Annotated in this window: 28 protein-coding genes, 3 pseudogenes and 1 riboswitch; of the genes and pseudogenes, 8 read left to right on the top strand and 23 right to left on the bottom strand. The window is 43.1% G+C overall.

The window, feature by feature from the left end; all coding sequences use genetic code 11:
• Positions 1-7 precede the first annotated feature (7 nt).
• From ASG89_RS24905 to ASG89_RS24895, 3 genes are read right to left on the bottom strand one after another with little or no spacing between them, the layout of a single operon-like run.
• The gene (locus ASG89_RS24905) at positions 8-775 is read right to left on the bottom strand and encodes an ABC transporter permease (protein ID WP_057313711.1); all 768 of its coding nucleotides are present in this window, start codon (positions 773-775) and stop codon (positions 8-10) included.
• The gene (locus ASG89_RS24900) at positions 775-1,065 is read right to left on the bottom strand and encodes an MTH1187 family thiamine-binding protein (RefSeq protein WP_056621187.1); all 291 of its coding nucleotides are present in this window, start codon (positions 1,063-1,065) and stop codon (positions 775-777) included. The genes ASG89_RS24905 and ASG89_RS24900 overlap by 1 nt, the downstream gene beginning before the upstream one ends.
• Positions 1,066-1,103: 38 nt before the next feature.
• Positions 1,104-2,114, bottom strand: coding sequence for an ABC transporter substrate-binding protein (locus ASG89_RS24895; RefSeq protein WP_057313710.1), 1,011 nt, complete (start codon positions 2,112-2,114; stop codon positions 1,104-1,106).
• Positions 2,115-2,296: 182 nt separating this feature from the next.
• A riboswitch (TPP riboswitch) is annotated at positions 2,297-2,405 on the bottom strand.
• A gap of 99 nt (positions 2,406-2,504) precedes the next feature.
• Between ASG89_RS24895 and ASG89_RS24890 the strand changes: the two are divergent.
• The 3 pseudogenes from ASG89_RS24890 to ASG89_RS38705 form a co-directional block, all read left to right on the top strand.
• Positions 2,505-3,704 (top strand): annotated as a pseudogene (locus ASG89_RS24890) (spore germination protein); the annotation flags it as partial.
• Positions 3,626-4,258, top strand: a pseudogene (locus ASG89_RS38710) (GerAB/ArcD/ProY family transporter). The pseudogenes ASG89_RS24890 and ASG89_RS38710, both read left to right, overlap by 79 nt.
• 25 nt (positions 4,259-4,283) lie before the next feature.
• Positions 4,284-4,718: pseudogene (locus ASG89_RS38705) on the top strand (GerAB/ArcD/ProY family transporter); the annotation flags it as partial.
• 76 nt (positions 4,719-4,794) lie between these two features.
• On the opposite strand, the gene ASG89_RS24880 reads toward ASG89_RS38705, so the two are convergent.
• The 6 genes from ASG89_RS24880 to ASG89_RS24860 form a co-directional block, all read right to left on the bottom strand.
• Positions 4,795-5,202 carry a VOC family protein gene (locus tag ASG89_RS24880; RefSeq protein ID WP_082593570.1) on the bottom strand — a complete coding sequence of 136 codons (408 nt, stop codon included), beginning with the start codon at positions 5,200-5,202 and terminating at the stop codon, positions 4,795-4,797.
• A gap of 13 nt (positions 5,203-5,215) precedes the next feature.
• On the bottom strand, positions 5,216-6,067 hold the full coding sequence (locus ASG89_RS24875; RefSeq protein WP_057313707.1) for a patatin family protein: 852 nt from the start codon (positions 6,065-6,067) through the stop codon (positions 5,216-5,218).
• Between the two features lie 274 nt (positions 6,068-6,341).
• Complete coding sequence (locus ASG89_RS36660) at positions 6,342-6,482, bottom strand: hypothetical protein (RefSeq protein WP_157276789.1); 141 nt, start codon at positions 6,480-6,482, stop codon at positions 6,342-6,344.
• A gap of 81 nt (positions 6,483-6,563) precedes the next feature.
• Entirely contained in the window at positions 6,564-8,129 is a 1,566-nt protein-coding gene (locus tag ASG89_RS24870) for a DUF3369 domain-containing protein (protein WP_057313706.1), read from the bottom strand.
• On the bottom strand, positions 8,126-9,661 hold the full coding sequence (locus ASG89_RS24865) for an ATP-binding protein (RefSeq protein ID WP_057313705.1): 1,536 nt from the start codon (positions 9,659-9,661) through the stop codon (positions 8,126-8,128). Before ASG89_RS24865 ends, ASG89_RS24870 begins: the two co-directional genes overlap by 4 nt.
• Positions 9,662-9,670: 9 nt before the next feature.
• Entirely contained in the window at positions 9,671-10,051 is a 381-nt protein-coding gene (locus ASG89_RS24860) for a hypothetical protein (RefSeq protein WP_057313704.1), read from the bottom strand.
• Positions 10,052-10,369: 318 nt separating this feature from the next.
• Here ASG89_RS24860 and ASG89_RS24855 point away from each other — a divergent pair, with 318 nt between their 5' ends.
• Both ASG89_RS24855 and udk read left to right on the top strand, forming a co-directional pair.
• The gene (locus ASG89_RS24855; protein WP_057313703.1) at positions 10,370-10,687 is read left to right on the top strand and encodes a hypothetical protein; all 318 of its coding nucleotides are present in this window, start codon (positions 10,370-10,372) and stop codon (positions 10,685-10,687) included.
• A gap of 269 nt (positions 10,688-10,956) precedes the next feature.
• Positions 10,957-11,592 carry a uridine kinase gene (gene udk / locus ASG89_RS24850; RefSeq protein WP_057313702.1) on the top strand — a complete coding sequence of 212 codons (636 nt, stop codon included), beginning with the start codon at positions 10,957-10,959 and terminating at the stop codon, positions 11,590-11,592.
• Positions 11,593-11,644: 52 nt separating this feature from the next.
• On the opposite strand, the gene ASG89_RS24845 is transcribed toward udk, so the two are convergent.
• Together ASG89_RS24845 and ASG89_RS24840 are read right to left on the bottom strand one after the other, a co-directional pair.
• Positions 11,645-12,802, bottom strand: a complete 1,158-nt coding sequence (locus tag ASG89_RS24845) for an MFS transporter (RefSeq protein ID WP_057313701.1) — start codon at positions 12,800-12,802, stop codon at positions 11,645-11,647.
• Positions 12,792-13,334 carry a hypothetical protein gene (locus tag ASG89_RS24840; RefSeq protein ID WP_057313700.1) on the bottom strand — a complete coding sequence of 181 codons (543 nt, stop codon included), beginning with the start codon at positions 13,332-13,334 and terminating at the stop codon, positions 12,792-12,794. Before ASG89_RS24840 ends, ASG89_RS24845 begins: the two co-directional genes overlap by 11 nt.
• Before the next feature lie 169 nt (positions 13,335-13,503).
• Between ASG89_RS24840 and ASG89_RS24835 the strand changes: the two genes are divergently transcribed.
• Positions 13,504-14,619 (top strand): aminopeptidase, encoded by a 1,116-nt coding sequence (locus tag ASG89_RS24835; protein ID WP_057313699.1) that lies wholly within the window; start codon positions 13,504-13,506, stop codon positions 14,617-14,619.
• Positions 14,620-14,698: 79 nt separating this feature from the next.
• On the opposite strand, the gene ASG89_RS24830 is transcribed toward ASG89_RS24835, so the two are convergent.
• The 6 genes from ASG89_RS24830 to ASG89_RS24805 form a co-directional block, all read right to left on the bottom strand.
• Positions 14,699-16,180, bottom strand: a complete 1,482-nt coding sequence (locus tag ASG89_RS24830) for a L,D-transpeptidase family protein (protein WP_057313698.1) — start codon at positions 16,178-16,180, stop codon at positions 14,699-14,701.
• Between the two features lie 204 nt (positions 16,181-16,384).
• On the bottom strand, positions 16,385-16,714 hold the full coding sequence (gene cyoD / locus ASG89_RS24825) for a cytochrome o ubiquinol oxidase subunit IV (protein ID WP_057313697.1): 330 nt from the start codon (positions 16,712-16,714) through the stop codon (positions 16,385-16,387).
• Positions 16,715-17,329 (bottom strand): cytochrome o ubiquinol oxidase subunit III, encoded by a 615-nt coding sequence (gene cyoC / locus ASG89_RS24820; protein ID WP_057313696.1) that lies wholly within the window; start codon positions 17,327-17,329, stop codon positions 16,715-16,717.
• The gene (locus tag ASG89_RS24815; protein ID WP_057313695.1) at positions 17,329-19,299 is read right to left on the bottom strand and encodes a cbb3-type cytochrome c oxidase subunit I; all 1,971 of its coding nucleotides are present in this window, start codon (positions 19,297-19,299) and stop codon (positions 17,329-17,331) included. The genes cyoC and ASG89_RS24815 overlap by 1 nt, the downstream gene beginning before the upstream one ends.
• 40 nt (positions 19,300-19,339) lie before the next feature.
• Entirely contained in the window at positions 19,340-20,305 is a 966-nt protein-coding gene (cyoA, locus tag ASG89_RS24810; RefSeq protein WP_063868126.1) for a ubiquinol oxidase subunit II, read from the bottom strand.
• A 232-nt stretch (positions 20,306-20,537) separates the two neighbouring features.
• Positions 20,538-20,798 (bottom strand): hypothetical protein, encoded by a 261-nt coding sequence (locus tag ASG89_RS24805; protein WP_057313694.1) that lies wholly within the window; start codon positions 20,796-20,798, stop codon positions 20,538-20,540.
• A gap of 256 nt (positions 20,799-21,054) precedes the next feature.
• Between ASG89_RS24805 and ASG89_RS24800 the strand changes: the two genes are divergently transcribed.
• Positions 21,055-21,813 carry an MBL fold metallo-hydrolase gene (locus tag ASG89_RS24800; RefSeq protein WP_057313693.1) on the top strand — a complete coding sequence of 253 codons (759 nt, stop codon included), beginning with the start codon at positions 21,055-21,057 and terminating at the stop codon, positions 21,811-21,813.
• 66 nt (positions 21,814-21,879) lie between these two features.
• On the opposite strand, the gene ASG89_RS24795 is transcribed toward ASG89_RS24800, so the two are convergent.
• The 6 genes from ASG89_RS24795 to ASG89_RS38700 form a co-directional block, all read right to left on the bottom strand.
• Complete coding sequence (locus tag ASG89_RS24795) at positions 21,880-22,188, bottom strand: DUF4870 domain-containing protein (RefSeq protein WP_057313692.1); 309 nt, start codon at positions 22,186-22,188, stop codon at positions 21,880-21,882.
• A gap of 87 nt (positions 22,189-22,275) precedes the next feature.
• Positions 22,276-23,262 carry an NAD-dependent epimerase/dehydratase family protein gene (locus ASG89_RS24790; protein WP_057313691.1) on the bottom strand — a complete coding sequence of 329 codons (987 nt, stop codon included), beginning with the start codon at positions 23,260-23,262 and terminating at the stop codon, positions 22,276-22,278.
• Entirely contained in the window at positions 23,259-23,981 is a 723-nt protein-coding gene (locus ASG89_RS24785; RefSeq protein WP_063868124.1) for a copper homeostasis protein CutC, read from the bottom strand. The genes ASG89_RS24790 and ASG89_RS24785 overlap by 4 nt, the downstream gene beginning before the upstream one ends.
• A gap of 124 nt (positions 23,982-24,105) precedes the next feature.
• Complete coding sequence (locus ASG89_RS36655; protein WP_157276788.1) at positions 24,106-24,258, bottom strand: hypothetical protein; 153 nt, start codon at positions 24,256-24,258, stop codon at positions 24,106-24,108.
• A gap of 125 nt (positions 24,259-24,383) precedes the next feature.
• The gene (locus ASG89_RS24780) at positions 24,384-25,040 is read right to left on the bottom strand and encodes a deoxynucleoside kinase (RefSeq protein ID WP_057313690.1); all 657 of its coding nucleotides are present in this window, start codon (positions 25,038-25,040) and stop codon (positions 24,384-24,386) included.
• 144 nt (positions 25,041-25,184) lie between these two features.
• Positions 25,185-25,259: a DUF3900 domain-containing protein gene (locus ASG89_RS38700; RefSeq protein ID WP_414813286.1), complete on the bottom strand. Its 75-nt coding sequence runs from the start codon at positions 25,257-25,259 to the stop codon at positions 25,185-25,187.
• A gap of 142 nt (positions 25,260-25,401) precedes the next feature.
• On the opposite strand from ASG89_RS38700, the gene ASG89_RS24775 reads away from it, so the two are divergent.
• Positions 25,402-25,632, top strand: a complete 231-nt coding sequence (locus ASG89_RS24775; protein WP_057313689.1) for a hypothetical protein — start codon at positions 25,402-25,404, stop codon at positions 25,630-25,632.
• Positions 25,633-25,652: the final 20 nt, after the last annotated feature.

Here is a 25,652-nt window from a genome sequence, read left to right as displayed (position 1 = left end):
TCCCCTCTTACGAAGAACGTTTGACGTTCCAACGAATGATGAGCTTCTCAAGCCCTGCGATTAGCCAGAAAAAGAGTAAACTCAGAATCACGATGATCCCGATCGCCACAAATTCCCGATCCGCACGGAAGGCTGATTTTTGTAGGATCATATAATAGCCAAGCCCCACATTTCCGCCTAACCATTCGGCAATAACAGCCCCCATCACACTGTAGGTCGCTGATATTTTGAGTCCCGTGAACAGAAATGGCAGTGCGTGAGGCAGCTCTAATTTATAGAAAATTTGGCGTTTCGATGCACCAATCATTTGCATGTAGTTGTACATGCTGCGATCCGTCTGCATAAAGCCATCTAGCGTTGACATCGTCACTGGGAAGAAACAGACAAGTGAAATCAATATAAGTTTAGGTAAAAGGCCGAAACCAAATAAAATAATCAACAGCGGACCCAGTGCGATGACAGGGATATTTTGAGATAAGATTAACAGCGGATAGAAACCTGCCTTAACGAATGGAAGCCTATGTAATAAACTGGCAACAAGTACACCACCGATGGCTCCCACACTAAAACCAATGCACATCAAACGCACAGTAGCCCACATATGCATCCACACACGCGGCATATCTGTGGTACCGTCTCGCCATATTTTGAGCGGGCTCGGAAGCAGCCAATCTGCCGTTCCACCCCAAGTGACAGCAAGCTGCCAAATAAACAACAGAAGGATGACTACCACAAGTGGCGGCCATCCTCCTTTGATCCAGCGAAGGATGTTCATTATCTGTACTTCTCCGTTAACTTGTCCATCGAAGCTCCCGATGGATTGAAGTAAATTTTCACCTGAGAAATGACGTTCGGGCTACCCATGTCAATCATCGCCGTATTCATATCTTGAATAATGAGAAGGAGTTGATCCAACTCACCCTCCATCGTCGTTTCAAGCGGAGATACGAAATATTTGACACCTGACTTTGCAATGACTTCGATTGCACGGTCTACATAAGGAATGACGTCTTCGCCATTCACTGTTTTCGGTATAATTTGAATACTAACAAGTGCATTTGCCATGATTGGAATTTACCTCTTTTCGGACTTGGAATTATATCTCACTTGCCTGGTAAAAATGTATTCGTAAAGGCCGCATCTACATCTAGCTTTTTCTCTAAAAGCTTGTGATCCAGCATCCACGTGGCGTAATTTTCCCACACGGATTTCTTTTGCTCACCCCAACGCGCAGCATCATCCTGATAGCGTGGGCTTAACCATTTTTGACTAGCAACAACCAGCTTAGGATCCAGATCTGGGACTGCTTTAATCAAAATATTCGCCGCATCTTCCGGTTTCGATATGGCGAATTGATACCCTTTGGAAGCAGCAGCTACGAACGCCTTCACGATTTCCGGATTCGATGAGATCATCTTCTCATTTGTCGCCAATACCGGTGTATAATAATCCAGTTTATCCGAATACTTGTTCAAATAAATCATGTTGAGCGGCTCACCACGCAGTTCTGCATCTACGCCTGTCCAAGCATAGTAAATCCATGCAAAATCAATATCGCGTTTGACTGCTGTAAAATAATCCGCATCGCCGATATTAACCATTTTCACTTTCGTCGCATCCGCCTTCTCCGATTGCATCAAAGATTCAATCATCGCACTTTCCGAAGGGGCACCCCAACCGCCATATGATTTGTTCTCAAAATCCTTCGGTGTTCGGATATTCTTCGCGACTGGTGAAGCAAAGCCAGATGTATTATGTTGAATAACTGCAGCAATCGAGACTAACGGCACTCCTTGAATACGGCCTTGCGTAATGCTTTCTTGATAGCTCACACCAAACTCCGCTGCACCAGAAGCGATCATCGTATCCGCCCCGCCTTCGCCGGGCGCTATGATTTGCACATTCAAGCCCTCTTGCTCAAAAAAACCTTGTTCCTTTGCGACATATAGCCCCGTGTGATTCGTATTTGGCGTCCAGTCTAGGACAACCTTTACGTCGGTTAGCTTCTTGGTGCCATCTGTCGGTTGAGCCGATTTTCCTGTGTCGTTGCCGCAGCCTGCCATTAAGACTGTAAAACCAATGAGTACTACTGGTGCTATTTTGTTCCATTTCATGTTCTTCTTTCCCCTCTCTGTGTCTCTTGTTGCAACCATAAGAAAAAGCCCCCGTTATCCGGGAGCGCCAGTGCATTTCTATCAGATCTCTACGCTGGCATTACCCAGGAGTTAATAGATATCAAAAAGCCGCAAAAGACAAATGGTCTCTCGCGGCGTATACGTTGACATTCGCACACTATTGGTAGTGTACAATCATTCTCTGCACTAGCATTATCTAGATCAGATCGAACGGTCAGCGGTATATCCCGCACTCTCAGCCTGACTACTCAAGCTCCCGGAAGGTTGCTATTCAATTTACATTAATATACCCCTAGTTAAATAAATAAGCAAGTTATCCCTGTTCACTGTTGTCTGGGTATACTTTCCATATTCAGATGCATAATAAGGGTGAAGAATTTTAGGGTAAGGAGCTGCTCCAAATTTCCACAACATATTCACACTATTTTGAAGGATATAATTAGATCCAATGATTTGATACAATCTGTTCACATGATCCAGGATACACGTATTCATTTCACATATTGCAATGCCATTGTAGACCAGAAAATCCTTCAACATGAAGTGCTTCACCGAATTCAAATTGCACCAACACAGATTACTAATCTACTTGAGTTACAACAACTCATTCCACTTGAGAAGATCAGCTTATCATCCAATTTGGAGGAGATTTCACAAAGTTTGATTAAAGGCTCGATTTATATTCAGTTGGAACCTGATTTCAATGAAGGGCTTTTAGTTGTATATATGGATGGTATTTGCAACCCCCAACATGTAAACACGGTTAGACAAAGACTCTTAGAGCTTAATTTTGACGTGATATTTGATAGTTCTATTCTCGACCAAGTCCTAGCAGATAACGCAAATTCACCCTTCCCATTATTCATGTCTTCGGAACGTGTGGACAGGACCGAATTCAACCTATTAAATGGTCAAGTGGCTCTACTAAGCAACGGCTCCCCTTATGTGATCTCGGGACCTACCACCGTATTCGATTTTTTCATCTCACCAGAAGATTATTATTCACCTTGGGTTTTAGGTTCCTTTTTCCGATGTATACGATATTTCGGAGTTGCCTTTTCCATACTTGCTTCTCCCGTCTATGTTGCGGTGCTAACCTTTCATTATTCCGTTATCCCGCAATCACTTCTAACCCCGAATATTGAATCTAGAGCTAACGTCCCTTTTGCACCGATCTTCGAAGTCTTACTGTTGGAATTAACGGTAGAGTTATTACGTGAAGCAGGGGCTAGATTGCCAACCAAAGTCAGACAAACTCTGGGAATTGTAGGCGGTATCGTACTAGGTGAAGCAGCCGTGCAAGCAGGTCTCACCAGCAACATATTAATTATCATTGTGTCTCTTTCTGCGCTATCATCTTTTGCCACACCTATTTTCAAAATGTCTAACACGATTCGTTTTTTGAGATTTCCACTCATGTGCTTGGCTGCTGCTTGGGGTGGTTTAGGCGTAATTATGGGGTTGGTCATTCTTTTAGGCCATTTGTTGCGATTAAAATCCTTGGGTACCCCCTACATCGTTCCCATGTTCCCTTTTCGTTTCCGCGAATTCAACTCCTCTATAGATCGTTAGTTGGGGTTGGTACTTTAAGTTTTCAACATTTCATTTTTGAATCTGCTGGAAACGATGCTTGGATAACTGTTCTACTTATGGGAATGAGTTTGCACGTCATCATCTGGATGATATTTAAGATGCTTGGCAATCCAGCCAAAGATGATAGACTTACATCGCATCTTACTTGGTAAATACGTAGGGAATATTATTTCACTCGTTATGGTCGGGTACTATTTCATTATGGCTCTAACGTTATTTCGCAGCTATATCGAGATACTCCAAGTTTGGATGTTCCAACACTTCGCACTTGGATTATGGCTCTCATAATCATAGGTATTGTCTTTTACATCGTTTCCGGAGGATTCCGGGTTTTAGCTGGCTATTGTTTTTTCGGTGTTATTTTCTCTACAGCGCTGCCACTGTTCATGTACTTCAATATCAAATATGGGCACCTCACAAATCTATTGCCAGTGTGGAAATATACGAGTAAAGACTTGCTCACGTCAATGAAATACGAAGGTATCATGTTTATGGGATTCGAAACGATACTAATCTACTTCCCTTTTTAAAACTACCTAAAAAAACTTAAAGTGGGCACAATCAGCTGTACTCTTGACTACTCTCAAGTACACCATTTTAACGATAATAACACTCATGTATTATAGCCAAGGACTAATGATGCACACGTACTGGCCAACTTTGGTGATGATAAAAGTACTTGAATTTTCTCTTATCGCAAGAGTTGAATTCATTTTCATAAGTATTTGGCTCTTTATTATCATCCCTTCACTTTGTATCTCGATTTGGAGCTGTACCCGAATTATCAAAAGGGTCACCACGCTTAAACCGACCTACTCACTTACAATTACACTGATAGTACTCTATGTAACCTCACTTCCCATTAACGATCGCGTTAAGATCAACTGGTTAGGCAAACATGTTGCTGAAATTGGCTTTTATTTTATTTACGCTTATATCCCGTTACTCTTTATTCTTTATCTGTTTCGTCGAAAGACCTTTCAGCATTGATTGTAGATAGCACAAATACCACCTCCCATGATAGGAAAGTGGTTTTATCTACGCTTCATATGCAACTATAGATCTGCTATTTTTCAAGACTCAACTGCCACGTTACACCAAAGCGGTCGCCTACCCAACCGAATCTTTCGCTAAAAGGATAAGCATCTAAGCCCATATAGACTTTGCCATCTTGTGATAAGGCTTCGAATACGCGATTAATTTCTTCGACCGTATCACACGTCACAAACAAGGATATCGATGGTGTAAAGGTAAATGCGTGCTTAACCGGACTATCACTGCACATCAATTGTTGCCCATGAATAGAAAAGGTCGCATTTACAACACTTCCTTCAGGTCCAGGTCCTTCAGGGCCATAGCGCTGAATTCTGACGATCTCCGATTGATCAAATATCGAGGTATAGAAATTCATTGCTTCCTCTGCCTGACCCTCAAACATCAAAAATGGCTTAACCTTCGGCTTCCCTTCATTCACTACTTACAACCCCCTAGTGTAGTAACCAATCTTTTAACTGTGGTCCAAGTCTCTTCGCATCTTCATAACCTAGCTCATGTAACTTCTCAAGTTTGCGCGGGTCCTTCTCCATCCGTCCAACTTCCACTTTGGTTGAAGGTCGGATAATGATTGCACTTCCATCCACTTCCATGCGCGAAATTGTTTCTAAAGTGTTATTGTAAATTTCGCTGCGATTCACAAGCACATCCACTAGACCCTTATATTTCGGATAAAAGCTCTTCGCTAACCAGCGTTGCTTGAACGGCCGTTTGCGGTAGCCTAGCTCCTTCGTTAATACAATGATGTGCTTTTTGTTGCCATCTGCAACTGATTTCTGAACGGGAATCGGATCGACCAACCCACCATCGAATAAGGTTCTCCCTTCAAACTGGATCGGCGTAGCTACAAAAGGCAACGAGCTCGAAGCTTGAACGATAGGCATCGTTTGTTGCTGAAGCTGATGCTTCGTGAAATAAATTGGCTCCCCTGTATGCGCATCTGTTGTACCTATTGCAAATTGCTGTGAAGAGGCATAGAACGTGTCATAGTCAAATGGCACAAGCCTATTCGGCAGCTCATTAAAAATAAAATCCATACCAAATATGCTTTTACTGCGCAATAAATTTCGATAACTTAGATATCGATGATCTGCAACATAGTCAATCGTTACTTTCTTATTCCGCCCAGGTTGTTTAGAAATGTAAGAAACGGCATTGCACGCTCCTGCTGAAACACCCACCACATAGGGGAAATATAAATCCTGCTCCATAAAGTATTCCAAGACTCCCGCGGTGTATACCCCTCGCATACCTCCGCCTTCCAGTACGAGTCCAATCCCTTCCATGGTGACACCTTCTTTCTGTCTGTCTCAAGCCCCTTTCTAGCATACAGGAATTGTAAATTAAAAGAAATGGGCTTCCCTCTTCGAAAATGAGACGAAGACGAAGATTTCCTCCTACTTTCTAAGACAAATTAGGGGAAATCCCAGTTCAACCGTATTTTTGCCGAAATATAACGTGAACGTCAACTATTCGAAAATCGAATCCTGTGGTTCATGTTCATGAAATTGCCAAAAACCCTTGCTCCGAAGAACAAGGGTTTACAAGCTTTTGAAACAATTAAGATTTGTTTTTACTAATGTTATTCAGGCTTGGAGGAAACTCAGCTGCATTCTGCTCCTTTAGCGTCTGTGCTTCTTCTGTGAAGTGCGCAGCATTTTGTTGGTTATTTTTTTTATCAGGTCGATTAACTTTAGGCATTTCTTTCACCTCCATCATCTCAACCGTAGTATGAGAAGGTGATCCTTATCTTATCCCATGAAACAAATTCCCTTAAGGTAATTAACGATTTTCTTTATATAATTCCTTGATAACCATAAATTCGTCCAGGTTGTTTAGGAAGAGATCCACAATGGCAGGGTCAAAATGCTTACCTCGTTCAGATTTCAATAAATCCAATACGCGATCTAATTCCCATGCCTTCTTATATACCCGATCGCTGCACAGCGCATCGAATACGTCTGCTAAAGCTGTTATCCGGCCATAAATGTGAATGTTTTCTCCACTTAGCCCTTGTGGATAACCGGTTCCGTCGAATCGTTCATGATGCTGATGAGCAATAATCGCCGCGGCGTGCAGCACCTTTTTATTCGAATGCTTGAGCATTTCATAACCTAAATTAGAATGTGTTTTCATGATTTCAAATTCATCTGTAGTTAAGGAGCCTGGTTTATTGAGTATGGCATCTGGAATCCCCACTTTGCCTACATCGTGCATCGGTGTTGCTAGTCGAATCGTTTCAGCTTCCTGTTCAGACAAGCCATATTTCAGAGCTAACAGTCGTGAATATTCGGCCACGCGCTTCACGTGATGCCCCGTTTCCTGTGAACGTGTTTCTGTGATCTCACCCATGGTATAAATGATTTCCTGTTGCGTGCTCTCAAGCTCGTTGTTTAAATATATATTCTCGAAAGCAACCGAAACGTTCGCACAATAAATATCCACCAGGTAATGTTCCCATTCGCTCAGCGCATTAAAACCGTTCATATAAATTACGTTTTCCATTCCCATCTTACTCTGAAAATAGATGATGAAGCGATCCGCAGCAAAGCTGCTTTTACGTGTATGGAATGCCAATTCAATTTCCTTCAGAACCTCTGTGGGAACCACATCCCGTGCTCTCGCATCTTGATTCGCTGCATAATCGCCGCTTGCTGCGAGAATGTAGATGTCCTCGATCCCCTTCGTCACTGCGAAACTGCAGTGTATGGCATTCTTATGTAAATTAACGATGGAGGTCATTTGAGTAAGTACGCCTGAAGCAAATTTCTTCATGGACTGTAATTCAAACAAGGTCGCCGATGACTTAATAATTTCTTCCAGGCCAACTCTACTTTTCTCAATCGTTTTAATATCACGGAAAGAGCGCAGCGCCGTGACTACCGTAGTAAACAATTTCTGCGACGTTAACTCCGTCTTTTCTTTATAATCATTAATGTCATAATCCATGATTACCGTTCGCTCAGGGGCTTGTCCTGGCTGGCCAGTCCGCAAAATAATACGTACAGCTTGATTATTCAATTCTTCGCGAATGTATTTAACAATTTGCAAACCCGCATCCTCGTATTCCATAACAACATCTAATAAGATAAGGGCGGTTTGCGGCTGTTCTTTCAAAAGTTGCTTCGCTTCAAAAGCAGAGAATGCACTATGAAACTCCAATTTCCTTCCAGCAAATTCGAAATCCTGCAACACCATTTTCGTTACTTGGTGTATTTGCTTCTCATCATCGACAATAAGTACGATCCACGGGTCTTGTTCCACAGTCCTTAGATTTGCTGCACCATCATCTTCCTCAGCAGCAAAAAGAAGCTCATCCTGATCGACAGATTCCACTATATTTGTCATATCTCAGCTTCCTCCTCTTTGGGGATTGTAATTGCAAATAAACTTCCCTGTCCTCGTACGCTTGAACATTGAATCGTTCCATTTAAGGATTCTTTTACAAGATTATAAACAATATTCATTCCTAAGCCTGTCCCGCCTTGTCCGCGGCTGGTTGTGAAGAATGGATCAAATATATGATCCAACACTTCCTCAGACATCCCTTTTCCATCGTCAGAGTAGGCAATCAAGACGTGATCGGGGTAGTCTAGAACTCGGATACTTAAGTACCCTTCATCTTCCGAATCGTAAGCATGATTCAGTGAGTTCATAACTAAATTTGTAATGATTTGAGATAATGCACCAGGGTAGGTATACAAATGGAGCTGCTCATCGCAGTAAACGTCCAGTTGAATATGTGTTTTCTTGAGTGCTGGCTTCAAACTTGCAATAATCCCCTGCACATATTCTTTGAAAAGGAAGGTTCGCTTCATCTCTACACTTTGATCCACAGAAATTTGTTTAAAGCTTTTTATTAATGTAGAAGCGCGCTCCAAGTTAGATTGAACCATTACTATACTCTCATGGGATGTGGATAGAAATTGCTCCAAATCGGACTTCTTCATTTTCCCTGCATCATACAACGCTTGGAACTGTTTGGCTTTCTGATCCAAGTAACTTATGGCCGTTACGCCAATGCCAATTGGGGTGTTAATTTCATGCGACACGCCAGCAACCAAATTACCAAGTGCCCCCATTTTCTCCGAATGGACAAGCTGATCTTGCGTAACTTGCAACGTATTCAAAGCCTGCTGCAGCTCTTGGTAGCGTTCATCCAAATTATTGACCATATCATTAAAAGCCTCTGAAACCTCGGCAATTTCGGGAGAAGCCTTGAATTGCAATTTAGGCAGTTCTCCACCTTGTTTCACAATGACAGCTGCTTCCCGCAACCGGCTTAATGGCCGGATAACAATAACTCGCAGAATTAGCCATAATAAAATTGAAAGTATAATTGCGATGCTAAGTCCTACGAACAGAATCAGCTTCGTTCTTTTTTGGAGCAGCAGTTCTTCTTCCGAGGAGTCAAAAATAACCTCAACTGCCCCGACAACAGAGCCATCTTCTTGCAAAGGTGCTGTCAATCGAACGATCGGTTTATCATTCTCTGCAATTGGAATTCGGTCTACAATCGTATTGTCTTGTTTGGGAACAACAATTTTTGATGAATGCAGGGTCGTTCCTATTTCTCTACGATTTGAGGAAGCTAAGACTTTTCCTTGTTTGTCATACAACTTCATATCCAGAACGCGATTATTTTTATACTGAATATAATCAAAAATCTGCTGGATATCTGCAATCGATCTCGATTCTTCATAACGACCGTTGATTGCAATCGTCATACCGCTGATTTGACTTACGTAGGCTTCGCGAATCGATTGATTCAAGCTGATCGTATCGAAGACCATCATTGTCGAAATCATGCCCGCCGTGACAGCTGTGACGAGGAAAACAATCCGTTTTTGCAAGCTTAATTTCTTTTGACGAAAAGACATCAACAACACCTACTTCACATCGAACGTGACTGTTTTACTAACATCGTAAGGCGTGTGGTCGTTATTATGTAAGGAAATCTTCACTTCATGTGATCCTTTACTTAAATGATCCAATACCTTTTGTTTCGTAGTGACAACGATCTTCTCACCCTTATCTAACGAAATGTGAAAATGACCTTCACCTTCCACACGTTGTTGATCATAATGTTCCTTCGAAATCTTCAGATCCGTTGTAAGATCTAAAGTTACGGTATCATCTTTAACAACATAGGCGACCTCTAACGTAGGTGTATAAGTCGTTTTGGATGTTGTCGTCGATTGGGCTTTCCCACAACCGGAAATTACGATTGTTAATGCTGCTAACAAATAAAAACCTTTGAATTTATTCATTTGTCATCCCCCATGAAGATGTTTTTAGTCTATATAAGTCTAAAAAGCTATCCTCTCTAGCTTAAGAATAATCAGTTAATTTGTCTACTTTTATTTTGGTAACATGTGTAAGGCTAACTCTCCTCCTGCAAATAGTTAATTTATTCGAAATTGTCTGACAATTGATGTCGAATCCACATGATAACGCTCACATTTTGCGCTTACCCAGGAAATATTTTCATTTCCCGGATCCGAATTATTTCCCCAATTTTGGTGCAATGTAGTAAAGTCGCTTTTCATAGCTTCTCCCTTGAATTAACCCTAAGGAGGTTTTCCCCCATGACAGGAACCAATCAGCATCAACAGCCGGTTCAGCATGCCATCGACGCAGCTGATCATGCCATTCTTCAAGCACAAGACGCCCAGCACAAGCTGCAAGTCGCCATTACCGAAGCCAATCCGAATGCGATTCAATCCGCTCAAGCGGCGCTTGTTCAAGCAGATCAACAGGTTTCACAAGCTCAAAGGCAATTAGCTGAATTTGCAAACGAACAGTTTGGACAGCAAATCCAACAAACTTTCGAACAATTGAATCAAGCCGCTCAGGATATTGAAGCCAATCAAGAGAAGTTTCATACACCAAAACAGGTTCGATAGCCGTTTTTACCCCTAACGGTAAGATCAAATCTCTCGTAAAAGGAGCTAAGCGCAGAAATTGTGCTTAGTTCCTTTTGTTATTTGTGCTTACAGAGGCAAGATAGGCCAGATTCGTATGCCGCTCCTCGCTATAACGAGGAAATACACCCATACAACAGGGCCCCACCGCCACTTCGACAGCCTTCTTGACTCCATCTTTTCATTTTAGGTGCACATTATGTTAAACTACGTAGGAAGGTTTTTAAGTTATTTGGGGAGGCACTACATACATGCTCGTGATTGGAATTGCCGGAGGTACCGGTTCAGGTAAAACAACAGTAGCTAAATCGATTATTACAAAACTCGGATCCACAAATGTGACTTTAATTTCACAAGATAATTATTATCTTCATCATAGCGGACTGACCTTTGAAGAGCGGGAACGCATCAATTATGATCATCCTCGTGCTTTTGAAAATACATTGCTCCTTCAGCATTTGAATATGTTGAAAAGCGGCCAGCCAGTCGACATTCCTGTCTACGATTTTTCTACGCATGCTCGCTCCCAAGAAACGATCCGCATCGAAGTTAAACCGATTGTGTTGCTGGAAGGCATTCACGTTCTAACGGATGAAGATCTCCGCGGAGCATTAAATATTAAGGTTTTCGTGGATACAGACCCTGATGTCCGTATTCTCCGCCGTTTAACTCGCGACATTAATGAACGCGGCCGCTCCTTACAGTCCGTATTTGACCAATACTTAACGACAGTAAAGCCCATGCATGATGCATTTATCGAGCCTTCTAAGAAATATGCGGACATCATCATTCCAGAAGGTGGCGAGAATCAAATCGGTATCTCACTACTTACGATTTTGACTGAACGCTACATGACGGATCAAGCGGCCAATTATGAAATCGGCTAACATCCATGCAACACCAAAGCCACCTTCCTTGATCAAGGGAAAGTGGCTTTTGTCATACCGTACGCCTTTTGAAAATAAACCCTGAGAGGCCAAACAACAAGTACACAAGGCCAAGAAAGTAGAAAATACTGTACACACTCAAATGGTGAAGTGCCATCCCGCCAACTAAAGGACCGATGATACTCCCCACACTATATTGGATGGAGGCAATGATATTTGCTGTTGGCAGCAAATGACGCGGCAAAATATCTGCCGCATAGGCCAACCCTAGCGAAAAAAAGGATCCTACCATGCCCCCTGCTACGCCTAAACAGATTCCGAGCCCCCATAAGTTCGTCCCAACGAAAGGCACACAGCTGAACGCTAAAGCCCCTACTATGGCTGTCCCCATGAGAATTGGCTTACGACCTACGCGATCACTCCATATTCCGAGCGGCAGCTGCATGATGAGTCCACCAATCCCCGTTACGGGAAGTAAAAGCCCAATCGTAGACTCCGAAATGCCTATCCGAAGGCCATAGAGCGGAAAGTTGCTATTCATCGCTGCTTCCATGTAGCCAAAAAGCAAGGAAGTTATCAGTGGGAACCACGCTAATGAAATGACAGTTGTTGCCCGTTTATGAGCGGCTTCCGCGCGTTCGGCTCGTTCTGGCTTCTCATTTTTGAGCCTCGTTAATAGCAATAGGATTAAGAGAAAGAATGCACTTGTCACCATAAAAGGCACCCAAATCCCCGCCTTAAGCAATATTATGCCTAATGGACCGAGACTAAACCCTACCCCGTATGCCATTCCGTAGAGGGAGATATTACGTCCTCTCTTCTCTTTGGGACTGGAGGCTACTATCCAGAGTTGTGTAGCAAAATGTAAGGCGCTATCGCCAATCCCCACTAAAAGCCGCAGCATAAACCAGAGACCAGCCTGCTGCCAAACCGGAAATAGACAATTGGCAATAATAATTAAGCTCATTCCGATCATTATAACGGGTTTGTAGCCGTAACGCCGAACTGGTTTCTCGATGAAGAACATCGTAGCGAAAATGCCAATATATAGGGCGGCTGCGTTTACACCGTTTGCATCTGTTGATACACCAGAACGATCGAGTAAGATCGTAAGTAAGGGCAAGAGCATCCCTTGACTCATGCCCGCCACAATGATGACCATAATTAATGTGGTTAATTGATAATGGGATCGCAGTAATTTAAACGCCATTCCCGAAATCCACCGTTTCCCATCTCTCGGCACAGTCATTTAGTTTGCCATGAAGGGGAACACGGAACTGCGTAAATATGACGAGTCTTGCTTTTTTTATCCATTCTTTGAAAGATGGGTAGGTAACGAAGAGGTTCGCATAACGATCGCTCATACAAATAAAGTGAGGTCCAGGGGATTTCTCCGTTAAAAAGTTAAGAGAAGTATCAAGCGGTGTATATTTCTTGCGCTTCCCTTCCCATTTGTCCACTTCAATTTGAAGACTAGTATCTACTTCCTCCAGCAGCTGTTCCAGATGCTTCAGACGGGCATAATAGGGCATTTCCGATCGAATATCCATTCTGCGGAGCGTTTCCTCATGCTGTGGATAGAAGATCACACGAACGAATTTCCGTTCTTCTGCCCAAGCGATACAAGCAGTCATTTCGCGCTCTGTCCAGTCTTCGAACGTCTCGAAAACGAGGACTGTTCCCTTGTCTGAATTTGCCGGGGGTTCGTACCCGTAAGGTACTTTGATTTGATCTCGTGCCATAGCTTCCTCCTCTAGTTGATCTTGCATATCATTGGTATGATGGAATTACTTACACATATACCTAGTATACCCCTTCCATCCCCATGAAACCATTGCACAGATTGGATTACAGGTTCACGTTACGCTATAATTTGGGGGTACGTATTTTTTATTAAGGGAGACCTACAGGATGAGAGATCCAAGATTAGTAACTTTTGCCCGAAACATTATTCGGTATTCCGTGAGCCTGCAGCCCGGTGAGAACATATTGATTGAAATGATTGGTGTTAAAGATCCAGAACTTGCGAAATGCTTAATCGAAGAGGTTTATGCAGCTGGAGGGAACCCATTCATTGAATTGCGTGATCCTGCCATTACGCGGAGCTTGCAAATGAAAGGAACACAAGAACAATTCAGCGCCTGGTCTGCTATTGAGCTTGCTCGAATGAAACAAATGGATGCCTATGTAGCTGTTCGCAGTGGAGATAACATCACAGAATCTTCGGATGTACCTGACGAACAAATGAAGCTGTTCCTAAAGTACTTCCAACGTCCAATCTTCGATGAGCGTATTAACAATACCAAATGGGTCGTTATGCGCTACCCGAATCCGTCAATGGCCCAGCTGGCTGGCAAAAGTACAGAAGCTTTCGAGGATTTCTACTTTAACGTCTGCAACCTTGATTACAGTAAAATGGCAAAAGCAATGGAATCCCTCGTTGATTTGATGAAGTGCACGGATCGTGTCCGTTTGGTCGCCAAAGGCACCGATCTCAGCTTCTCGATCAAAGACATTGGCGCTGTCCCTTGCTCAGGACTTCGAAATATCCCGGACGGCGAGGTTTACACGGCACCTGTGAAAAATTCCGTTAATGGTACGATCAGTTACAACACACCGACGATTTACTCGGGCACTTCTTTTGAGAACATTGTCCTTACCTTCGAAAATGGCCGTATTGTGAACGCGACAAGCAACGATTCCAATAAGTTGAATGAGATATTAGATACGGATGACGGCGCACGCTATATCGGTGAGTTCGCGATTGGTGTGAACCCCTACATTCAACATCCGATGAAAGATATCTTATTTGATGAGAAAATTGACGGCAGCATCCATTTCACGCCCGGCCAGGCCTATGAAACTGCGGATAACACCAATCGCTCCTCTGTCCACTGGGACATGGTTTTGATTCAACGTCCTGAGTATGGCGGAGGCGAAATTTATTTCGACGATGTGCTCATTCGCAAAGATGGCCGTTTCGTCATTCCCGAGCTTGAAAAGCTTAATCCTGAGAACTTAATGTAGTTAACGATAGTAATAGGCGACAACGTAAAAAGCAGTTGAGACTTCCGAGCAGATTCACTCGGAAAGCTTCAGCTGCTTTTTAGCCTAACCAATGAAAAATGACATTTCCCGCGGATTCTGAATGTTGAGGCAGGCTCGTTGGGATCAGCTTTGACATTTGGCTCACTTGCCCGTTTAGATTAGGTCCATTTTCACTTGAAAGTATCCGCACCTCAGCTCCTCTAGGTACGAAAGGAAATAGTTGCTGTATGTTGTCATTTGTTAATCGAATACAACCTAAAGACTTCGCTTCTCCAATCGAGCTCTCATCATACGTGCCGTGTAAAGCGATTGAGCCTAGCCCTAAGCCTGCAACACCATAACTCTGACTTGTCTTACCTTTGGGCTGCTGTACCCGCTCTATGACCTTATAAACGCCGTCAGGAGTGCTCCCATCAGCACCGAGTCCAATTTCTTTATCCCATAGCAAGTAAGAGCCGCTAACCAGCTGTAACTGATAGGCACTCTTATTGACTTCGAGATAAACGGGTTCATAGGGAACTGAATCTCCTCCAGCTACATTCGCATAAAACATATGCGCAACATCAGCTGCTTTGGGGTTAAATACCCATCCCCCATCACCCTCAAAGGCTGCATTGATCTCATTCGAACCCGAAACAGCTTCAATCGGGATGAAGCTCAAATAATTTAGCGGATAATCCTGAAGGAGTTCATCTATTCGAGCGGGGGCATGTCCCACATTCTCGCGATAAGATGCCAAAGCAGTTCGAACTAAATTAGCACCAATCGCGCTAAGCGGTTGGTGCTCTTCAAATTCAGCGTTCAGAAATCGGATGTGAACCAACGCGTCTGCCTCTGGCTGATACGTTGCGATAACCATCGCACGCTTCATATCATCCCTATTAGTCAGCAGCATCGTTTTCCCTTGGTCCCTACTATCCTCTGTGACAATCCCGTACAGGAGAATCGTCGCCTTCGGAATTTCCTTGGCCAAAACTAAGGCTTGCGCATGCAGCTTCTTCTCGATTTCTGCATGTGACATCTCGGGTGAGAGGTACAGAATGAAAGGCTTGTCTACCGATACGTAAGTGACTTGCGTACCTGCACTCCACATTTTCATTAGACTAATCGTTCGTGAAATGGCATTGTCTCCAGTAAAGAACAAAACTAAAATGACATTAAGAATTAGAAGTACCAGCAACAACATTTTCATAAATGGGGGTAATACAGGCTTACGTTTCTCGGGAAGTGTCTGTTCTAAATTCGCAACGTGTGTGGCTTGCTGCTGATCAAGAAGGTGAATCGCACGATTTGCAGCAGAATAGAATGGCGAGGGATAGGTTTTGAGCACTTCCTTGTAATGAAACCGTGCCCTCTTCCAATTCCCTTTCTCATAAAATTTCTGCCCAAGATTGAAATGGGCTTCAGGCGAATTCGCATCCAAATAACGAATAACCTTCTCATGGTAAAGTGGATCCGCATGACTAATGAACAAATTCTTGTGCAAATGGACGAGGTGATCATCGAGTTGATTCCGGAATCGTTGGTTTCGTCGGATCATGTGGCTCCTCTCCGTTCATAAATTTAGCTTGTCACACAAGTTGAATGATACATTAAGTATCTCTGATACATAATGTATCATGCGCGAAATAGAAAGACAACCCTTTTTACGACATCCCAATCGACGATCGCCATCAACTGAAAAAAGACGCCCTCAGCCCCTATAATAAGGCAAAGAACGTCTTCTATTTTATGCTATTTATACTTAATGGGCTACTGTGTTATAGGTCATGATCCAGATAGAACCGCCTACGATGGTTACTAGAATTACTAATCCAAATAGCAGCGCCATAATATTCCACCGTGCATTCTCGCCTTCTTTGACATGCATGAAGAAGAACAACTGAACAGCAAATTGGAGAACGGCCATGAGTAAGATTAAAAACAATGTACCTGTTCTTCCAAGCATATCGTTCATTACAACAACAAGTGGAATGATGGTCAAAAGGATCGATAACGCAAAACCGATGATATACGATTTCAATGATCCATGAGATTCATGATTGTTATGAGATTCTGTATGCGGTTTGCTCACTTACATCACCCCCATGAGGTAGACAACCGTAAATACGAAGATCCACACGACGTCCAAGAAATGCCAGTACAAGGAAATGATCGTAACTTTACGTTTTGTTACCGTCGTGATACCGCGGCGTTTCAATTGAAAGATCAATCCAATCATCCAAATAAGACCAACGGAAACGTGTAATCCGTGTGTACCTACCAAAGTGAAGAATGCAGATAAAAAGGCACTTGTGGAGATTGTTGCTCCTTCATGATTAACCATGGTAATGAATTCTGAGAGCTCCAACCCAATGAAAGAAGCCCCTAATAACACGGTTACTATCAACCAGCCGATCAATTGTTTCATGTTCCCTTTATGCATACCAAGCAAAGCTAATCCACTCGTAAAGCTGCTTGTCAGCAAGATGAAGGTTTCTGCGATAATGCCCGGCATTTTGAATAATTCTTCCGGTGTTGGTCCTCCATTCGTATTCTGGTGAAGGACGATATAGGTAGCAAATAATGAACCGAATAAGATAACGTCTGTGATTAGAAATATCCAGAATCCGAACGTTTTGAGCGATTCGTGATCATGTTCATGATCGTGTTCATGACCATGACTACTATGTGCAGCTGTGTGCGCCATTACACCTTCACTCCTTTCCATGCGTCTTCCGTGGCTTTCACTTCATCCGCTGGAATATAGTAATCTGTATCATAACTGAACGAACGAGCTATCATACAGATGGCAACACCGATTAAGGATGGAATCGTGAGCCACATCCAATCCCAGACGAAACCGAAGCCCGCGAAGAACCACAGCGTCGACATGATGAATGGAATCGACGAATTTTTTGGCATATGAATCGGTTCATAGCTGGTTGGTACGGGTTGCTTTTTAACTGTACCTTGTTTCTCTTCCCACCAAGAATCAGCAACATCCGCTTTAGGAAGCACGGCAAAATTGTAGATCGGAGCAGGTGAAGCAATCGACCATTCCAATGTCCGACCATCCCAAGGATCCCCAGACACTTTGTGCTCTTTAATGAATTTAATGGAGTGCGCGATTTGCCAAACTTGGAATAAGAAAGCTATCCCCATTAAGAAGCCGCCGACAGTAGAAACGACGTTTAGCGGTCCCCAGCCCATATCCCAGCTATAAGTGTACGTACGACGAGTCATACCGTCTAATCCAAGGAAATATTGCGGCATGAAACAGACATAGAAGCCAATGTTCCACAACCAGAATGCCCATTTGCCCAAGTGTTCATTGAGCTTAAAGCCGAACATCTTCGGCCACCAGTAATAGAGACCTGCAAAATAACCGAAGGCGACACCGCCGATTAATACTTGATGGAAATGTGCAATCAGGAAGTAACTATTGTGGAACTGGAAATCAGCAGGCGCTACAGATAGCAAGACCCCAGTCATCCCCCCAACAACGAAACATGGAATAAAAGCAATCGTCCATAACATCGGTGTTGTGAAACGAATTTTACCCCTGAACATGGTGAACAACCAGTTAAAGACTTTGGCCCCGGTAGGTATAGCAATTAGCATCGTACTGATGGCGAAGAAGGCATTCACATCTGCGCCAGAACCCATCGTGAAGAAGTGATGTGCCCATGTGAAGAAGGACAATAAGCTGATAATCAGCATGGCGAAGACCATTGATTTGTAGCCGAATAGTTTCTTCTTCGAGAAAGTTGCCACAATTTCCGAGAAAATACCGAATGCGGGCAGAACCACAATATAAACCTCAGGATGCCCCCACATCCATATTAAGTTGATATACATCATCGGATTTCCGCCGCCGTCTAAAGTGAAGAAGTGCGCACCTAAGAAGCGATCTAGGAAAAGGAGAGCAAGTGTAACGGTTAAGATCGGAAATGCAAAAATAATAATTACACAGCTAGAAAAAACGGACCAGGTAAACATCGGCATATTCATCAACTTCATGCCTGGTGTACGCATTTTCAAAATCGTTACGATGAAGTTAATCCCCGTTGCCAAGCTTCCGATACCGGAAATTTGAATACCCCAAATATAGAAGTTCTGTCCAACACCTGGGCTATGCGACAATTCCGAGAGCGGTGGATAGCTTAACCAACCTGCATCTGGTGAACCGCCGATCACGAAGGAAACGTTGAATAACATAGCGCCCCAGAAGAACATCCAGAAGCTTAGTGAGTTCAAGAATGGATATGCGACATCGCGTGCTCCAATTTGTAAGGGAACGATAATGTTAAATAACCCGAACATAAGCGGCATCGCCATGAATAGAATCATGATAACGCCATGTGTTGTGAAAATTTGATTATAATGATCAGGCTGCAAGAACTGACTATCCGGAATGGCGAGCTGTACGCGCATGAGAAGCGCATCCACACCACCTCGGAATAACATCAGAATTGAACAGATGATGTACATGATGCCGATTCGTTTATGATCAACACTTGTCAACCATTCGCGCCAGAGCCACCCCCATTTTCTGAAGAAGGTGAGCACGAATACCATGGCTACTAATGAGAGCCCAATACTAACTTGAGCTCCCAGAATCATTGGATCGCCCGTTACGAAAAACTCGGATGCAAATTCTTTTATTTTATCCAGCATGAGCAGATCTCCCTTTCATGAAACTTTAATCTATATCCAACTACTTCGACATATTCATCTGACTATGATCCATTTGCATTTGCGAATGGTCCATGGAGCTTTCTTTCTTTGTATCCTTATTCTCATGACCAGCACTGTGACCATTGTGTACGGACTGACCATTCGTATATTTGTTTACCACTTGTTCAAAAAGTCCGTCAGGAACCTCAGAGAAATATTTCACACCAGATTTACCTGGCATTGCTAACTCATCGTAGCCTTCTTTGGTCAATTTCGTAGGGACTTTCTTGGTCTTCGCAATAAATGCATCAAAATCTTCTCGCGAAGTAGCATTCACGTCAAACGTCATGTCAGCGAAATGTTCCCCACTGAAATTCGCTCCTGTACCGAAATAATGTCCGATCTCATCTGCTTGCAAATACAGCGTCATCGCCATGCCTGACATTGTATAAATTTGACCACCTAATTGCGGAATCCAGAATGAGTTCATCGGTGCATCCGAAGTTAGTTCGAATTTAATAGGTGTATCTTCTGGAATTTGCAAATAATTCACAGTAGCAACCCCTTGCTCCGGATAGGTAAACAACCATTTCCAATCTAGTGATGTTACTTGAATAGTAATCGGTTCTTTATCCGACTTCAATGGTTTTGACGGCTCCAAAGCGTACGTGTACTTCAGCGTAATCACAGCCAATGTGACAATAATGATGATCGGCACAGCCCACCAAACGATTTCAAGTGAAGTACTGTGAGACCAATTTGGTTTATACGATGCCTTATTGCCTTTGCTATCGCGATATCGCCACACAATCCAACCCGTAAGCACAAGAACTGGAACGAGGATTACCCCGCACAAAATAGTTGCAATCACGATTAAATCTCTCTGCTCTGCACCAACGGGTCCTTTCGGATCCAACACCATAGCTTGGCTGCAGCCAGAAAGTACTAGGATGATGGCGACCATCATGAAGAGCATTCCTGCTTGTACAAGCTTTCTCATCTTCATCCACTTTAACCTCCCAAATCAACAAATCCTACCTGTTATCACCATATCATCTTGTTCATGAAAGTTCACCATCACAAAGTCAACTTAACAAATACGTCAACGGTTCGACGTAGTAATGTAAAACAAATGTCACAGAACGTTTGTTGACTCTGCTGTAAAAATATGAACAGTAAAAAGCCTTTCAAGTAGTAAACTTGAAAGGCTTGCATAGTATTCCTTCGTACCCTTGTTCTCATTCACCTTTGGAAACATTGCGAGAATGTACCAAGTGAATTGCTGTACGAATCACGTAAATATGGACACTACCGACCATGAACCCAATACCCACCATTAAAGTTGTATTGCGATCGCTGAAGCTTTCTAAACTAAACAAGCTAAGTACTAAACCTATAGCAAGCAACGCCCACGCAGCAAAAGTCATTAATTTCACTAACGGCATCACATCTCGTTCAACACGCTCTACGGAATTTACGGACACGGCTCTATTTGACATTATCATCACAACTCCTGACTTAAATGTAAGTGCTTTAAAACTAGTATAACACAAAAATCTGTTTTTGTTCATATTTTATTCACACGATGATCAAAATTTGGACAAAATTATATAGGTTCATATTGATTTTGAATTTATCATTGACTTTTCGCCATTAATGTGTTATAATAAAATATTTTATTGACACAAAACAACCCAGTGGATATGATATTTCCATGCCTTATCACACTTATCATTCCAATTTGGAGGGTTCCGCATGCAAATTTCAGAAGGACTTTATTCGCTTGAATTATCTGTCACCATCATGGGCCGACCCAATGTCATACACCCTGCACTAATTGAAGATGAGCATGGCGCTATTCTCGTGGATACCGGATATCCTGGCACTCTTTCACTCCTGCATCAGTCATTTGATAACATAGGCATTGCTGCATCAGCTTTGGATTCTGTCATCCTTACGCATCAGGACATCGATCATATCGGAGGCTTGCCTTCACTTCTCGAAGAATCTTCTCAGTACATTGAAGTTTTTGCTACAGAACAGGAAAAACCATATATTCAAGGTGATACGATGTTGATTAAAATAACACCCGCATCTATCGAACTCGCCATGGCGAATTTACCTGAGGACACAGCCCCAGAGTGGCGCGATGCATTTCGACGTAACCTCGAGAATCCACCTAAAGCACCGGTTAACACCCTTCTTGAAGATGGACAGGTGATTGACAGATGTGGCGGGATTGTTGTGATCCTTACACCTGGGCATACGCCAGGACATATGAGTCTCTATCATAAAAAAAGTAAAACTTTAATCGCCGCGGATTCCATGGTTGTCGCTAACGGTCAGCTCCAAGGACCAATCCCTGCTTATTGCTCTGATTATCCATTGGCTTTGCAGTCATTGCGTAAATTTTTGCAATTCGATATTGAAAAAGTGCTTTGCTACCACGGCGGCTTAATCACCGACAACGTGAATCAACGGATTGCTGAAATCATCAATGCTATGGAAGCTTAACAATAACAAAAGGCTGACTAACCGTAGATGATCTAACGGTAGTCAGCCCTTATTATTATGTAAGTACTACTTAAGAAGTGTATAACTGCCGATAATGGGAAGAGGTTTAACTTGGCCTTGCGCTGCCGCGACAATACCCAGCACGGCCAAAACCACCAAAGCCAAGTTAGCAATAGGCTGAAGAATCCAACCAATGAACGGGATAATACCTAGCACGACATTCACAATGACCCAAGCCAAAAACAAAGTGAGTCCTTGATTAGCATGGTACCAAGCATATTTGGACTCCTTTGCCGCAATCAGCGGGATGAAAAATAGAATGTACGCAAGAATAGCCATTCCCTTGTTACTTTGAATATCTGTGGAATCATACATAGACAGCACCTCATCTTCTCAGAGTTTACTCTTACATTATATTCAAAATCTCGCAGCTATGCATCCGCCTATTGGACAAAACTCAAATTATTTTTGACCAGCCAACCACTCCTGCCATGCCAGCAGCAGTTGCTCCTCCCTCTCAGGGTCCAGCCCTGCTACCCGTTTAACATCGGGGTCACGACTTTGATCCCATGCTCTTGTATCCTTCACCGTGTCAACGAGAGCTCTCGTCGTTAAACCCGAATTGAACGCTTTCGCATTGTTTAATTGCAACATACCTACCCAGCTGTCGCTCGGCAGCCACAGTGGAAGCTCCATCCAACCACCTACATTGTGATGCAGCAAAAACTCTTCAGTCACCCAAGTAAGCGTCGATTCTATGTCCTTGGTTCTACATGCCTCAACGACCTCTTCCATCGTATAATCGCTTCCACTCGCATGAATCGTTCCTGTTATGCCCTGTTCAATCAAGCTTATCGTCCATGAGGCTAAGTCACGTACGTCAATGAATTGAAGCTTGCGCTCTTTGGGCAGCGGAACTAACACCTCACCGCCTCGTCGTAACCGTGCTGGCCAGTAGGTGAATCGGTCTGAAGCGTCATAAGGCCCAACGATGAGTCCAGGACGAATGATAAGCGCTCCATTCGAAAATGCCGTTTGGACAACCTTTTCACATTCCACTTTTTGCGCCCCATAGCGCTGTCCAGGATCCGCTGCCTCTTCAAGCTGTAACACGGCTGCCGTTTCATCTAATTGAACCTGCTTTAGATCCGCATACGCAGATATGGTAGAAATGAATGTGTAGTGCTTCGCTTGTCTTTTCAACATATCGGTTGCTGCCATTACAGACTCCGGCTCATAACCACTCGTATCAATTACCGCATCCCACTCCCTGTCCTGCAGTTTAGCCAGGTCGCCATTACGATCACCTAGAATGTGATGTACTTGAGGGAATGCAGCAGCATTATGAAGACCGCGATGGAACAATGTCACTTCGTGCCCATTGACCATTGCCGCTTCCGTCAGTGCTCTACCTAGAAATTTGGTGCCGCCAAGGATCAGAATGTTCATTCGTGACCTCCACCTCCCTCCGGATATTCTTGAATGAGTTCATCTAATATGGTTCTCGCTTGTCTTACTCTCTCTTCCTCCACTGGCCCGCTCACAGTTCCATTTTCTCTAACAGCTGTGCCTAGGTGGACGCTTTGTACCCCTGTTGCCTGGACAAATGAAGCCAAACTGTCAAGCGTAAGTCCACCGCCTGGCAAGACGCTTAATTGACTACCGCGGGTAAGAGCTGTTAGTAACCGTATCTGTTCCACAGCATGAAGTGCACTTGCGGCGCCTCCAGATGTGAGGACGGAATGAATTTGTTGATATGACATCAGCAGTGCCAAAGCTTCTGCTTGTTGTTTAATTTCGTCGAAGGCCCGATGAAACGTAATCGGTAAAGTAGTAGCCGCCAACAAGATCTCAAGATGAAGGCGATCTATCTTCAAATCCGGTGACAGCATGCCGAATACAAGAGCGTTGGCACCTGCTTGCTCCGCACTTTGGATCGAAGCGAGCATGGTTGATATATCAGCCTCAGACATATGAAATGAGCGAGCATGCGGACGAATCATAACGTGCACTGGTATTTGCACGGAAGCTATAATTTGCTTAACGAGCTCTGTATCGGGCGTTAACCCCCCTTGTTGCAAATCTGCAACAAGTTCAATCCGATCTGCGCCGCCAGCTTCAGCCCTTAAGGCATCTTGCAACGTAGTCGCGATAACTTCCAGTAGCATGTTTCGAACTACCTCCACTTTCTAATATAATTCCCACTCTAAATGTAACACAAAGCGGACAACACAAAAACTCCTTAATCTATTGATTAAGGAGTTTTGAATACGCAATGGGATATATAGGGTCCTAAATATTCGCAGCTGTTTGCCATTGTTGTTGATGCACTTCGACGAGCTCAAGATTGGCAAATGAACGACTAAGCTTCAACATTTTCTCCGTTGCTGCTAATTTCGGCAGTGGTGCACTCATAGGCTTGCCTTTGTAACATACAATAAACAACAATATCATCACCTTCGCTTTCTAGGATTACACTGTAGAATTAAAATTTCTATTATATAATTCGAAAGACCCCCTCAGGTTTGAGGGGGTCTTTTCTACATTTCGACAAATTTCGCTTACTGCATTTATACGATTGCCAAATCAGATAATTTCGCACGAACCTCTTGGACCAACTGCGCTGCATCTGCCGCGCGGTTAACAACATCTACCCGGTCCATATCAACGATGAGAACTTCAGATGCATGGTAGTGATTCATGACCCAGTCATCGTATCCAGACCAAAGCTTGCGATAATAATCAACCAACGATTGATCCTGCTCAAAGCTGCGGCCACGGAGACCAATGCGGTACATAACAGTTTCGAATGAAGCTTTCAAATAGACCATCAGATCAGGCGCCTTCTTAGGCAGCTCCGCCAACTCTGACATCATGTTATCAGCCAAACCTTCATATACATCAAATTCTAATTGTGAAATACGCCCTAACTCACGGTTCACCTTGGCAAAATACCAATCCTCATAAATACTTCTATCCAGTACATTTCGGTTATGTACTAATGCCTGTTTAATGGCCTTAAATCGCGTATTCAAGAAGTGTAATTGCAGCAAGAACGGATACCGATGCTTTTCGATTTCTTCCGGTGATGCTGTGTAAAAAAGCGGTAATATCGGATTATCATCAACACTCTCATAGTAAACATTCGAATTTAGTTCTTGTCCAAGTAAAGTGGATACAGATGTCTTACCAAGACCGATCATTCCCCCAACCACAATCACTGCCATTGACCCCTTTCCCCTTCTACCCAATCATAATTTACCTACTGTCAATTCAGCAAAGCTTTCCTATTATACAAGGAATTCAAACGCTAGGGAACCCTCTTTTTTTCCTTTATCGTTCATCTTCGATATCACTGGTAATTCGCTCAATCACATCACATGTAAAATTTCGGGCATCGAATGCTCATATTCTACATAATTTAGGAAATCCTCAAAGTAACGAATTGAAATAAGACAATCTTGATTCTACTTGGAAAGAAATCAGAACGCCACAAAAAAAATTATAAACACAGTGTGATGATTTCATTTGCCATACTGTCCCTATTAATAAGTGCCTTACAACTAACCATATGACAGAGGTGTATTGATGATTTACGGAACAAAGCTACTAGATACAGATTCAGAATTATTTACTGCTGCCCTAACGAAAACACCTGTGTTCGTATGGTCACTCGATCAACTAGGCGTTTATTACCAAGTAACTACAGGGATTATCATCAAATACACGCCAGATCATGTTCTTGTTTACAATGAAAATAACACCACTATTTCAACTTGGTATTCGAGAGAAACTTCGGAATTTAGTATTGCATTCTAGAAATAAGAAAACCGCCGTTC

It is taken from the genome of Paenibacillus sp. Soil766, from assembly GCF_001428105.1.
Taxonomy (GTDB): domain Bacteria; phylum Bacillota; class Bacilli; order Paenibacillales; family NBRC-103111; genus Paenibacillus_E.
This window is presented reverse-complemented; position numbering and strand designations above follow the sequence as displayed.

Bases quoted from the DNA above. Each gene is read 5' to 3' on its own strand.
- ASG89_RS24875 (WP_057313707.1), bottom strand. From the start codon at position 6,067: ATGGAAGGGATTGGACTCGTACTGGAAGGCGGAGGTATGCGAGGGGTA.
- ASG89_RS24840 (WP_057313700.1), bottom strand. From the start codon at position 13,334: ATGGCACGAGATCAAATCAAAGTACCTTACGGGTACGAACCCCCGGCA.
- ASG89_RS24860 (WP_057313704.1), bottom strand. From the start codon at position 10,051: ATGAATAAATTCAAAGGTTTTTATTTGTTAGCAGCATTAACAATCGTA.
- ASG89_RS24780 (WP_057313690.1), bottom strand. From the start codon at position 25,040: ATGGCAGTGATTGTGGTTGGGGGAATGATCGGTCTTGGTAAGACATCT.
- ASG89_RS24865 (WP_057313705.1), bottom strand. From the start codon at position 9,661: ATGTCTTTTCGTCAAAAGAAATTAAGCTTGCAAAAACGGATTGTTTTC.
- ASG89_RS36660 (WP_157276789.1), bottom strand. From the start codon at position 6,482: ATGCCTAAAGTTAATCGACCTGATAAAAAAAATAACCAACAAAATGCT.
- ASG89_RS24835 (WP_057313699.1), top strand. From the start codon at position 13,504: ATGAGAGATCCAAGATTAGTAACTTTTGCCCGAAACATTATTCGGTAT.
- cyoC (WP_057313696.1), bottom strand. From the start codon at position 17,329: ATGGCGCACACAGCTGCACATAGTAGTCATGGTCATGAACACGATCAT.
- ASG89_RS24845 (WP_057313701.1), bottom strand. From the start codon at position 12,802: ATGGCGTTTAAATTACTGCGATCCCATTATCAATTAACCACATTAATT.
- ASG89_RS24905 (WP_057313711.1), bottom strand. From the start codon at position 775: ATGAACATCCTTCGCTGGATCAAAGGAGGATGGCCGCCACTTGTGGTA.
- ASG89_RS24855 (WP_057313703.1), top strand. From the start codon at position 10,370: ATGACAGGAACCAATCAGCATCAACAGCCGGTTCAGCATGCCATCGAC.
- ASG89_RS24815 (WP_057313695.1), bottom strand. From the start codon at position 19,299: ATGCTGGATAAAATAAAAGAATTTGCATCCGAGTTTTTCGTAACGGGC.
- ASG89_RS24775 (WP_057313689.1), top strand. From the start codon at position 25,402: ATGATTTACGGAACAAAGCTACTAGATACAGATTCAGAATTATTTACT.
- ASG89_RS24800 (WP_057313693.1), top strand. From the start codon at position 21,055: ATGCAAATTTCAGAAGGACTTTATTCGCTTGAATTATCTGTCACCATC.
- ASG89_RS24805 (WP_057313694.1), bottom strand. From the start codon at position 20,798: ATGTCAAATAGAGCCGTGTCCGTAAATTCCGTAGAGCGTGTTGAACGA.
- ASG89_RS24870 (WP_057313706.1), bottom strand. From the start codon at position 8,129: ATGACAAATATAGTGGAATCTGTCGATCAGGATGAGCTTCTTTTTGCT.
- ASG89_RS24795 (WP_057313692.1), bottom strand. From the start codon at position 22,188: ATGTATGATTCCACAGATATTCAAAGTAACAAGGGAATGGCTATTCTT.
- udk (WP_057313702.1), top strand. From the start codon at position 10,957: ATGCTCGTGATTGGAATTGCCGGAGGTACCGGTTCAGGTAAAACAACA.
- cyoA (WP_063868126.1), bottom strand. From the start codon at position 20,305: ATGAAGATGAGAAAGCTTGTACAAGCAGGAATGCTCTTCATGATGGTC.
- ASG89_RS24900 (WP_056621187.1), bottom strand. From the start codon at position 1,065: ATGGCAAATGCACTTGTTAGTATTCAAATTATACCGAAAACAGTGAAT.
- ASG89_RS24830 (WP_057313698.1), bottom strand. From the start codon at position 16,180: ATGATCCGACGAAACCAACGATTCCGGAATCAACTCGATGATCACCTC.
- ASG89_RS24790 (WP_057313691.1), bottom strand. From the start codon at position 23,262: ATGAACATTCTGATCCTTGGCGGCACCAAATTTCTAGGTAGAGCACTG.
- ASG89_RS24785 (WP_063868124.1), bottom strand. From the start codon at position 23,981: ATGCTACTGGAAGTTATCGCGACTACGTTGCAAGATGCCTTAAGGGCT.
- ASG89_RS24895 (WP_057313710.1), bottom strand. From the start codon at position 2,114: ATGAAATGGAACAAAATAGCACCAGTAGTACTCATTGGTTTTACAGTC.